The sequence below is a fragment of the Pseudorhodoplanes sp. genome, assembly GCF_050250235.1.
Classification (GTDB): Bacteria; Pseudomonadota; Alphaproteobacteria; order Rhizobiales; family Xanthobacteraceae; genus Pseudorhodoplanes.
This window is the reverse complement of sequence record NZ_JBFWPA010000172.1, coordinates 1-10,439: the sequence shown is the minus strand read 5'-3', so window position 1 is coordinate 10,439 and position 10,439 is coordinate 1. Positions and strand designations below refer to the sequence as shown.

Here is a 10,439-nt window from a genome sequence, read left to right as displayed (position 1 = left end):
GAGGTGTCCACTTCGCCAATCTCGCAGTCTCTCTGACAATATCCGCTCGGCGGGTATGACCCTTCAAGTGCTGCATTCGGAAGTCCACCGGATCGCGCGCCGCCGCTACGCTGAGTTCGTCCATGAACGACTCCACAGCGAAGAAAACCGAGAAATCTCCGACAGCACGCAGTTCGCCGCTTCGTAGCGGAGACTTGTAGTAGACTCCCTTATGGAGGCTGTTGGGAACCGCATATAACGGGTTCAGATCCGATGAGAGATCGTGTGTTCTCGAAAATGCGGCCCCATCGACCCAGAATGGCGATAGCGGATGCGACTTGTACCATCCACCGATCAGACTCGTCCGCCCGTCATCCTGCGGCTCCGACACCGCCCTTCTCGCGAGGTGTGGACCTGAACGAAATCTAAAATCGAACAGGACAACGGTCCCGCTCCCGTCAACCGCTCCTTTGATATCGACGATCATCGCAGGATACTTGGTCTCGGCTGCGAACTCGTCCTGTCGCGTCCATTGGACCCGGATCGGCCGGCCCGGGTGTGCCAGGGCCAAGAGTGCTGCGTCTCCAGCGACATCGTCTTGACCATTTTGCCCATAGCAGCCGGCTCCTTCCCGGTAGACGACCTGGATCTTCTCCGGGGGCATTCGCACGACCTCGGCCAGGGCCGCCCGCAACGGGTATGGGCTTTGCGTGGCCGCCCACACGGTTAGCCTGTCGTCAGAATATTCCGCAACCGCACAGGAAGGTCCGATCGAACCGTGGGACTGGTATGGATTCCGGTATTGGGCCTCGAGGACTTTGGCCGCCCCATCCGGGATAACGGAAGGAGTCCCGACAACGTCTGACGATACGGATTTTGTCACAGGCAGCTCGGCCAAATGGTCGTAAAGGTGACCGTAGTCCGGAAGGTCGTGCACCTTCCACTTTGCTGATTCCCTAAGGTTATCGATGGCCCTGATCGCCTGAAACTCGCGTTCGGCAATGACCCCCACGAAGCTTCCGTCGCGTACGACTTTCACGACTCCCGGCATGCCCTGCACCGCCGACCCGTCGATCGCGGTGAGCACAGCCGGACCGTCGACGCGCGGCCGCAGAACACGCGCATGAAGCATACCCGGCAATCGAAGATCATGAAGATAAGCCGGCTGCCCCGTCACCTTCGGAGGGATGTCGACGCGCTGTTCGGACGTCCCCACGATCTTGTATTCCTTGGGATCCTTGAGCGGAGCGTCGGTTTTTGCGCGTCTGGTAAATGAAAGAAAATCAGGCGTTTTCTCGATCGTGATCGAAAGATCGAACCGTTGATCGCCGATCAGCTCACCGTAAGAGATCCGCTTTCCTCAATCGCCTTTGACGCAAACATATCCGTCGACCGACTCGAGCAGGTCGACGGGGAGAGCAAAGTGCTCTGAACCGAGGCGAAGCAGCGCCCTGCGGGCCTCGGCAGCCGCTGCTCGCAGTGGCTGCGACCCGTATTGGATAGAAACGCTTGCATCGGTGATGCCTTGATCAGGTGTGACACTGGTCACACCCATAACCATTTTTACTCTTCCGAACGGTGTATCCAATTCTTCCGCGACGATCTGCGCGAGGGCCGTCCTGACACCCGTGCCCGAGTCGATCTTCCCGGAGTATATCGTGACGTTATTGTGCGGATGTATCACTAGCCACGAGTCGACAGACTCGAGAGCGACACCACGCGGCGCAAATGCACTCGTTCTTGCCAATGTGGCAGCCGCTGCCGGCACTTTCAAGCCATCTGCAACCGTAAGAGCGACGACCAATGCGCCTGTGCCGTGAATGATTTGCCGCCTCGAGACCCTGGTGGCATTCATGCGCTCACTGTTGACCGTATTCATTGGCCTGTCACCTCGATGCGACTTGCGGCACGCTTTACTGCACGAAGTATCCGCACGTGCGTCCCGCATCGACATAAGTTACCGGCGAGTGCCTCGCGAATTCCAGAATCGGTTGGATTTGGGTCTTTATCGAGCAAGGCTTTCGTGGTCATGATCATCCCGTTGATGCAGTAACCGCACTGTGCAGCCTGTTCATCGATGAAAGCCTGTTGGATTGGATGCGGCTCCTCGAGGCTGCCAAGCCCCTCGAGTGTAATAATGTGATGACCTTCAGCCGCCGATGTCGGCGTGACGCAGGAGCGAATTGCGTTGCCATCCATGATGACCATACAGGCGCCGCATTGCGCCAGGCCGCATCCGAACTTCGGACCGTTCAACTGCAGATCATCGCGTAAAACATAAAGCAATGGCTCATCCGGTTCGGCTTCAACAGTCCGCGTCTGCCCGTTAACACGGATCGTAAGACGTTTGCTCACGGCTCGAACTCCTTCACCTTCATTCCCTAAGTCGGCCGGCCTGTTTTAGAGATACCTTCCCTTTCGGAAATCAGCAGCGAACATCCCCTTGCGGCGCGGGCGGACCATCGCGGAGCAATTTTTCTGCTCATCCTGCGGATTGAGTATCGGGATTGCTGCCCACGCGATCTAGACTCCCCGGTGCAAGAACCGTACTGCTCCTGCAATGGTGCTGAAACGACCTGCACCTGGAGCGCGGCGCTCGCATGAACGCGCGTTCCATCGTTCGGCCACGGTTTCCAGAATGCGATTGCGATTTGATGCGGCAAGCTGATCACCGGCCTGCCTGTCACGGCGCGCGAGGTTCTCGGGACTGAAAATCCGGCCCATTACTCTCTCCGATGCAAGATGCGACAGACCATATCCACCGCATGTATTTTTAGTGCCGATGTCAGGCTTCGCAAACGAATTTGTTTGTGGATTGAGTGCAACGGAATTGTTTGTTCGATTCGAGGAAGCGCTAGCCTCGACCAGCAACATGGGGCGGCCGACCTTCGCCCAGTTCGAGCGCGAGATGATGGGGGGAACGGGAGCCGTTTCGGATCGGCAAAAACAGGTGTGGAGCATTGGTTGGCGCAGCGCGTCTCCGCCGTGGCGCTTGTCCCGCTGACTCTTTGGTTCGTCGCTTCCATCATCAGCCATACTGGGAGCGGTTACGTCAGCTTTGTCACATGGCTTCAAACGTCCGCAGCCATGATCCTCACCATTTCAATTTTGATCTTCCTTTTTCACCACACCGCCCTAGGGCTACAGGTGGTGATCGAGGATTATGTCCACTCCGGTGCAAGGTTCGCCGCTGTTATCGCGGTGCGCCTGTGCTGATTTGCGCTCGCTGTCACAGGGATCATCGCGGTATTGGAAATCGCTTTTGGTGGTTGAGAGTCGATGAAACGATCTCGGAAGTGCAAATCGACTAAAGTTCGGGTGATGGTGAGCAGGGCCTTCCGGTTGTCTAGCGAAACAACGAAAATAGCCAGGCAATGATCTTCCCAGCAAATAGCGAAACAATCCAGCCAAGCGCTGTGATGATGCTGGTCCCGAGGGCGAACGCGCCCGCGATCTTCCAGCGCGTCACCGCATAGCCGGCGACGATCGGCTCCATGGTTGCCACGGTCTACTGCGTCATTCAAGTCGAGCCAGCGACGGCCGAAATTGCGCACGCCGCAGCATATCTTCCACAATGCCGGGCAACCGAAATGCGTGGCGGAGCTTTGCCGCCACCACGGCGAGAAGCCATGCTCGACAACCTTGCCGGCTTCACGATAGCAGGCGTGACATAGGCGCACAGTGATGCCCCGTCCCTTGCCGGCGGCAAACGGCAGGATGTCCGCCATCAAACGCGGCGCAATCGACGATCATGTCGAAGCCGAGAGCAATCGCTTGTTCTTTCGGAGGGTCGGTCGAGATTGCGTTGCCGGCATGGTGGCGGCCAATGATTCATGCGTGACCGATGCTTTTCCGCTTTCGAGGAGGGTGAGCAGATAGACGCTACTCGATATGGTTTCAGAGGCTGCCGTGCAGTGCCTTGAGCACCCCGTCCTTGCAGTGCCTCCGCTCAAACGTTGATATATCAGCGATGTTCGTTCTCGGCGGTGGTAGCAGGTGTCCCCCTGTCTTCCGATTGATCGCGAAACAAGGCGGCACGAATCAGTATCAGCAGTGTGATTGGTGTTGTCACCGCGACGAAAATCACAATCAACACTTCATGCAGAACTGGCCGGGTTCCCAGTGTCGAGAAATAAACGATCGACGCCATCGCGACGCAGACTGTCCCAAGCGTCGTTCCGAGCGTCGGCGCGTGAGCCCGTTCGTAAAACGTTCGGAGTCTGAGCAGACCGAGCGCACCGATCAGAGTTGTTACCGCGCCGCACGCCAGTAAAGCGGCGGTGAGAAAGGCTGCGAAGTTAGAAATGTCTGCCGCGCCGGTCATTCGATCACCTCGCCGCGAAGCAGGAATTTGCCGAGCGCTGCGGTCCCCACGAAACCGAGCAGTGCGATGATCAGGGCTGCCTCGAAGTAGAGAGCGGTTCCTGATCGGATGCCGAAAGCGAGAAGCATTAGCATCGCATTTACATACAAACTGTCGAAGCCGACGACGCGGTCTTGCGCCCTTGGGCCCAAGATAATGCGGAAAGCGGCGCATGCCATTGCCAAGCCAAGCATTATCTGCGCGGCGGTGACTGACCAGACTAGCATAGTGCTCATTCAAATATCTCCAGCAGTCGTGCTTCGTATCGTGCTTTGATCGTACGTATCCATTCGGATTCTTCGACCAGATCGAGGACATGGATGGTCAAGATGCCGCTCGTCTCGTTGAAATCCACCCAGAGCGTGCCGGGTGTCGAGGTGATGATGCAGGCTAGCATTGCCAGGCCGTAAGGGTCGCGAAGCTCAAGCGGAATGTCCACGAATCCCGGTGTGCGCTGCTTTCGTCCCAGGCCCAGCACGATGCGCGCGACAGCAACGTTGGAGCGGATAATGTCTGCAACCACTTCGGCGGTCAGACGAGCAATTACGCGGAGGCGCCGTGGACGCGGTTTCGTCAGCTTCAACAGTGTGAGACTCCAACCCCCGACAAGCGCGACGGCCATGCCCAAAAGTATTTGCCCCAGTGAGAAAGACTGATTCAGCAGCAGCCAGAGAGCCAGAAGGCTCGTGCTCGCGATCGGATAGGGTAGGTGCCGCGTCATATTCCGCCCGTCGATCGATTCGGCTGCCCGGCGGTCGGACCAAGAACACTGCGAATATAGTCGTCGGGCGCGTGCAGCGACTGCGCGGTGGCTTGCATGAAGCGCATGATTGGTCCCGCCTGGACCGTTTGCAGGGCGCAGAGAAACAGGAGGATCGCGACCGGCGCCATCTCGATCAACCCCACGCGCGGCACGCTCCGGTCCGGAGACGCCCATAGAACGCGAATGCCGGCGCGGGTCACCGCGATGAGTGCTGCAAATCCGGACAGCAGCAATACCACCAGTAAAACCCAGGCAGTGATCGACACCGTGTCCGGTTGCGAATTGATCGCGGCCGTCAGAAGCGCGAATTTCGCGATAAATCCCGAAAGCGGCGGCAGACCGGCTATCATGACGGCACAACCGACAAAGGCCAGGCCGAGAACGCCCATCGTCGCCGGGATTGCGATGCCGACTTCCTCTACTTTGTCCAGTTCGTCGTCCTCGCCGTATGCTTCGCGAGTGACGGCGATCACGTCGGCGCCTGGTTCACGACCTCGCTCAACCAGCTCGATCAAAAGAAAAAAGGCGCCGAGACCGAGTGTTGAACTGATCAGGTAGAAGAGGACTGCGCCGGTCACGCTCACATGCCCCATGCCGATGGCGGCAAGCACCGTGCCCGAGGACACGACCACGGAGAAGCCAGCGAGCCGCGCCATGTCCTGCGATGCGAGGCTCCCGATTGTGCCAAATGCTATCGTCACGATTCCGCCGATCATCAACCACTCGCCGCCGAAATAAGCCGACGCACCGGCCCCTTCACCGAACAGGAGCAGCCACAGCCGCAGCACAACGTAGGCGCCCACCTTGGTCAGGATTGCGAAGATCGCCGCCACCGGCGGCGCCGCCGCGGCATAGGTGCCGGGCAGCCAGAAGCCGAACGGCCACATCGCCGCTTTCACCAGGAACGCGATGCCGAGGATGCCGGCGCCGGCCTCCAGCAACGCGCGATCTTCCGCCCGGATTGTTGGGACACGGGCGGCGAGATCGGCCATGTTGAGCGTTCCCGAGACGCCGTAGATCAGGCTGACCCCGATCAGAAAGAACAGTGAGGCGACAAGATTGACAACGATATATTGCATCCCCGCCATCACCCGGGCCGAGCCAGAGCCGTGCAGCGCGAGGCCATAGGAGGCCGCAAGCAAGACCTCGAAGAAAACGAAGAGGTTGAATAAATCGCCGGTGAGGAACGCTCCGTTTATGCCCATCAGCAGAAACTGAAACAGCGGATGGAAAAGCACGCCGGCTTTGTGCCATCGGGCCAGTGAAAATATTACCGCAGACGCCGCGAGTAGGCTGGTCAGCAGCACCATGAGGGCCGAAAGCCGATCCACCACAAAGACAATGGCGAACGGCGCCGGCCAGTCGCCCAACCGGTAAACGCCGGACAGGCCGGTCGGGCTTGCGTTGGCGTCGCGGATCAGCAAGATCGCGACGGCGACCAGCGTCAGCGTGGTGACGACATTGATCGCGGCGTTGATAGTGCGGCGGCTTTCGCCACCGAGCGCGAGCATCACCGCGCCGGCAAGCAGCGGCAGCGCCACCGGCACGATCATCAGATGGTCGGCAAGACGGCTCACCGTTCGGGCTCCCGTCCATCGACATGATCGGTGCCGGTCAATCCGCGTGCCACAAGCAGCACAACCAGAAACAGCGCCGTGGTCGCGAAGCTGATTACGATCGCGGTCAGGACGAGGGCCTGCGGTAGCGGATCGGCGACCTGCGCAGCATCGCCGATGCCTTTCGCCGCAAGGACCGGTGCAAGTCCGGCCGTCGGTCGCCCCATGGCGATGATGAAAAGGTTGACTGCGTAGGACAGGAGAGACAACCCGATGATCACCTGAAACGTCCGCGGCCGAAGGATCAGCCAGACGCCGGAACCCGCGAGCACGCCAATGCCGAGAGCGAGTATGATTTCCATCACCGCACCTCGTCTGCCGGGGATGCCGCGTGGGCGATAGGTCCGCGTGGCGCCCGGTGACTGCGCACTGACTGGTGCGCTATTGCGATCAGCATCAGGACGGTCGCGCCGACGACCAGTGCAAACACACCGATGTCAAACACGAGCGCAGTCGCCAGCGGGACGGCACCGATCAACGGAATCTCGACATAGGAGAATGAAGAACTCAGGAAGGGCCGGCCGAATATCCAGGGTACTGCTCCAATGCCGAGTGCAAGCAGCAGGCCCGTGCCCATCCATCGCACCGGCAGGACGCGCAAGTGCGCTTCGACCCAGGTCGTTCCGTGGGCCATGTATTGAAGGATGAATGCCACCGCCATGGTCACGCCAGCGACGAAGCCGCCTCCCGGAAGGTCGTGCCCGCGCAGGAGAAGGAAAGCCGCAACCGCGCCGATCACCGGGAAAAGCATCGTCATCATGAGCGCTGGGATGGCCATTGCGCTCTTGATCGTGTCGCCTCTATTGCGGTCCGCGCCGGCCTCATCGTAGAGGTCTTGATCGCGCTGCTGTTCTGGCAGAGGAATGCTCTCGGCCGCGGGGCGGAAGCGCCGCAGCAATGCATAGACGGTGAGTGCGACGATGCCGAGCACCGTGATCTCGCCGAACGTGTCGAACGCGCGGAAGTCGACGAGAATGACGTTAACAATGTTGGTGTCGCCGCCCTTGGTATAGGCATTTTCAACAAAGTAAGCGGCGATGCTGTCCGGCTTCTGCCGGGTCATGACCACGTAGGCGAGCGCTGCCAGTCCTGACCCTGCCACCACGGCAATGGCGAGGTCGCGGACGCGATACCATCGAATGTCGCTAGTCATATTTGCCGGTGTCCGCTTCGGCAGCCAGCGCAGCCCGAGAAGAAGCAGGACCGTCGTGACGGTCTCTACGACCAGTTGAGTCAGCGCGAGATCAGGTGCAGAGAGCCATACGAAGCTGATGCACGTCACAAGGCCAGCGCCGCCAAGCAGGACGAGAGCCGCGAGGCGATGAAATTTGGCCTGATAGGCAGCAGCCAGCGCGCAAGCGATTCCCACAACCCAGACCATGCCGAACAACACGCTGATGGTTGCTTGCGGGAGCTCCGGCGGCTCAATTCCGCGCGCGTAGATCGGGGCTAACCCGGTAAACAGCGCCGCGCAAATTAGTATCTGCAATTGCGGCTGCAGACGTCGCGTTCCGACAACGCCTTCCAGCCATCTTGCGAACCGCCATGAGACGGCGACTAGCACCCGCTCGAATATGCGCTTGCCTTGGATATGGCGCAGCAGCGGCGGACCGTCGTTGCCTAGTAGATACGAGCGCAACATGAAATATAAGGCGAGGCCGCCAACGATCGCGACGACGCTCATCAGGAGCGCCGGCGTGAAGCCATGCCAAACGGCGAGGCTGTATTCGGGAAGCATTGGGCCGAGAACGGCGTACAATGCAGTTTGAAGCAGTGGACCTATGGTCAGGGCAGGGATGATGCCGACGACAAGGCATGTCAGTACGAGGATCGCGGCCGGCAAGCGCATGAGGAACGGCGGCTCCTGCGGCGTGCGAGGTAGGTCCTGCGGAGGAGGTCCGAAGAACACGTCGCGAATGAAGCGCAGCGAGTAAGCGACAGTGAACATGCTGGCGATGGTTACGATGTAGGGCAGCGCCCGATCCACGATGGAGTTGTCGTGGATCTCGATCGTCTCGGCGAAAAACATCTCCTTTGAGAGAAAGCCGTTCAGCAGGGGGACGCCGGCCATCGCCGCGGCCGCGACCATTGCAAGCGTTGCCGTAACTGGCATGAACCGCCACAGACCACTCAGACGACGGATATCACGCGTGCCGGTTTCGTGCTCGATGATGCCGGCGGCCATGAACAACGACGCCTTGAAGGTTGCGTGGTTCATGATGTGGAAGATCGCCGCGACCTGACCAAGCGGCGTGTCGAGCCCGACGAGGAGCGTGGTCAGGCCGAGGTGACTAACAGTCGAATAGGCAAGGAGCCCCTTCAGGTCCTGCTGGAAAAGCGCGAAGAACGCGCCCAGGATGAAGGTGACCAGCCCGGCGGTTGCAACGAGCCACAGCCACTCATTGGTTCCCCCCAACGCGGGCCATAGCCGCACCAGCAGGAATACGCCGGCTTTCACCATGGTGGCGGAATGCAGATAGGCCGAGACTGGCGTCGGCGCAGACATCGCGTGCGGCAGCCAGAAATGGAGGGGAAACTGAGCGCTCTTCGTCAGGGCGCCGCTGAGAATCAGGATAAGAGTGGGAAGGTAAAGTGGATGCTCGCGGATCATTTTGCCGGATACCAGCACCCGATCAAGATCGTAGCTGCCGACGATGTGCCCGAGCATCAGTACGCCGGCGAACAGGCAGAATCCGCCGGCAGACGTGATGATCAGCGCCATCCGCGCGCCATCCCTCGCCTGCGCATTCTGGTGCCAGTAGCCGATCAGCAGAAAGGAAAAGAGGCTGGTCAGTTCCCAGAAGAACACCAACTGGATCAGGTTGCCCGACAGCACAATGCCGAGCATCGCGCCCATGAAGGCCAAAAAAAACGAAAAGAAGCGCGAGACCGGATCTTCCGGCGACATGTAATAGTGGGCATACAGCACCACTAGGCACCCGATTCCGGTGATGAGTCCGGACATCAGCCAGGCGAAGCCATCCATTCTAAGGTTGAACTCGAGCCCGAGTTCCGGAACCCAGTCGACCTTGTATTGAAGCACGCCGCCATCGACGACCCGCGGGTAAGCCGCGACCACGATGACCAGAGCAAAGAGCGCGACCAATCCCGCCAGGCCGGCCACGACATTGCGCACATTGTCACGCAGCAGGAGGGCCAGACAGCTTCCCACAAACGGCAGAGCAATGACTGCAATTAGCAGCGTTTCGGAGGACATAACTAACTATTGCCCAAGGCGCACGAATTTCGGATTCTCGCACTCTTTATGGTGAATTGGGGAGCGCAAGGGCAAGGGTCTTTGCCTAAATTTGTCAGGTTCAACCAGCGGCCGAGCTTCGATATGGAAGCAGAATGGCGGGACGGACATTTTGCCTCAGATTGCGCGTCGACGGCGTGCTTGCGACAAACTGACCGAAAATATGCCGTCGGGTCCGGTCGATATGTCTCTCCCACGAGGTGCAGAGGCGGACTTGCCGCGCTACAGAGCGGGCGTCAATTAGCGCCCGACGACGCGACGGGGTCGGAATCTCGCGATGGTAAACGTTATTGACACGACAAGACCGCAGGTCGGCCTAAGGCGCACGCTCACAGTCGTACCACTTCTTCTCTACGGGCTTGCGGTCATCGTAGGTGCAGGAATTTACGTCGCAATCGCTTCGGTGATTGGCCGAGCGGGTCCGGGGGCGCCGCTTTCCTTCCTGCTGGCAGGGGTTGCTGC

The 10,439-nt window shown here is 59.5% G+C and carries 11 protein-coding genes and 1 pseudogene; 2 read left to right on the top strand and 10 right to left on the bottom strand.

Going from position 1 to position 10,439, the window contains the following annotated elements:
- The 3 genes from AB7F49_RS34855 to AB7F49_RS34845 all read right to left on the bottom strand — a co-directional run.
- Window positions 1–1,195 (bottom strand): molybdopterin cofactor-binding domain-containing protein (locus AB7F49_RS34855; protein ID WP_428531027.1); only part of this gene is annotated, 1,195 nt, incomplete at its 3' end.
- A 144-nt stretch (window positions 1,196–1,339) separates the two neighbouring features.
- Window positions 1,340–1,858 (bottom strand): molybdopterin cofactor-binding domain-containing protein, encoded by a 519-nt coding sequence (locus AB7F49_RS34850; RefSeq protein WP_428531024.1) that lies wholly within the window; start codon window positions 1,856–1,858, stop codon window positions 1,340–1,342.
- Window positions 1,855–2,334 (bottom strand): (2Fe-2S)-binding protein, encoded by a 480-nt coding sequence (locus AB7F49_RS34845; protein ID WP_428531021.1) that lies wholly within the window; start codon window positions 2,332–2,334, stop codon window positions 1,855–1,857. Before AB7F49_RS34845 ends, AB7F49_RS34850 begins: the two co-directional genes overlap by 4 nt.
- 387 nt (window positions 2,335–2,721) lie before the next feature.
- Between AB7F49_RS34845 and sdhD the strand changes: the two genes are divergently transcribed.
- A complete protein-coding gene (sdhD, locus tag AB7F49_RS34840; RefSeq protein WP_428531018.1) occupies window positions 2,722–3,195 on the top strand; it encodes a succinate dehydrogenase, hydrophobic membrane anchor protein in 474 nt (157 codons plus the stop codon).
- A 130-nt stretch (window positions 3,196–3,325) separates the two neighbouring features.
- Here sdhD and AB7F49_RS34835 read toward each other — a convergent pair whose 3' ends face one another.
- The 7 genes from AB7F49_RS34835 to AB7F49_RS34805 all read right to left on the bottom strand — a co-directional run bounded on the left by AB7F49_RS34835 (window position 3,326) and on the right by AB7F49_RS34805 (window position 9,938).
- Window positions 3,326–3,484, bottom strand: coding sequence for a hypothetical protein (locus tag AB7F49_RS34835; RefSeq protein ID WP_428531015.1), 159 nt, complete (start codon window positions 3,482–3,484; stop codon window positions 3,326–3,328).
- A 459-nt stretch (window positions 3,485–3,943) separates the two neighbouring features.
- Window positions 3,944–4,303 (bottom strand): monovalent cation/H(+) antiporter subunit G, encoded by a 360-nt coding sequence (gene mnhG / locus AB7F49_RS34830; RefSeq protein ID WP_428531012.1) that lies wholly within the window; start codon window positions 4,301–4,303, stop codon window positions 3,944–3,946.
- Entirely contained in the window at window positions 4,300–4,578 is a 279-nt protein-coding gene (locus tag AB7F49_RS34825) for a K+/H+ antiporter subunit F (RefSeq protein ID WP_428531009.1), read from the bottom strand. The genes mnhG and AB7F49_RS34825 overlap by 4 nt, the downstream gene beginning before the upstream one ends.
- Window positions 4,575–5,063, bottom strand: coding sequence for a Na+/H+ antiporter subunit E (locus AB7F49_RS34820; protein ID WP_428531006.1), 489 nt, complete (start codon window positions 5,061–5,063; stop codon window positions 4,575–4,577). The genes AB7F49_RS34825 and AB7F49_RS34820 overlap by 4 nt, the downstream gene beginning before the upstream one ends.
- The gene (locus AB7F49_RS34815; RefSeq protein WP_428531003.1) at window positions 5,060–6,682 is read right to left on the bottom strand and encodes a monovalent cation/H+ antiporter subunit D; all 1,623 of its coding nucleotides are present in this window, start codon (window positions 6,680–6,682) and stop codon (window positions 5,060–5,062) included. The genes AB7F49_RS34820 and AB7F49_RS34815 overlap by 4 nt, the downstream gene beginning before the upstream one ends.
- Window positions 6,679–7,023: a Na+/H+ antiporter subunit C gene (locus AB7F49_RS34810; RefSeq protein ID WP_428531000.1), complete on the bottom strand. Its 345-nt coding sequence runs from the start codon at window positions 7,021–7,023 to the stop codon at window positions 6,679–6,681. Before AB7F49_RS34810 ends, AB7F49_RS34815 begins: the two co-directional genes overlap by 4 nt.
- Window positions 7,023–9,938 carry a monovalent cation/H+ antiporter subunit A gene (locus tag AB7F49_RS34805; RefSeq protein ID WP_428530998.1) on the bottom strand — a complete coding sequence of 972 codons (2,916 nt, stop codon included), beginning with the start codon at window positions 9,936–9,938 and terminating at the stop codon, window positions 7,023–7,025. Before AB7F49_RS34805 ends, AB7F49_RS34810 begins: the two co-directional genes overlap by 1 nt.
- A 316-nt stretch (window positions 9,939–10,254) precedes the next feature.
- Here AB7F49_RS34805 and AB7F49_RS34800 point away from each other — a divergent pair.
- A pseudogene (locus tag AB7F49_RS34800) lies at window positions 10,255–10,439 on the top strand (hypothetical protein); the annotation flags it as partial.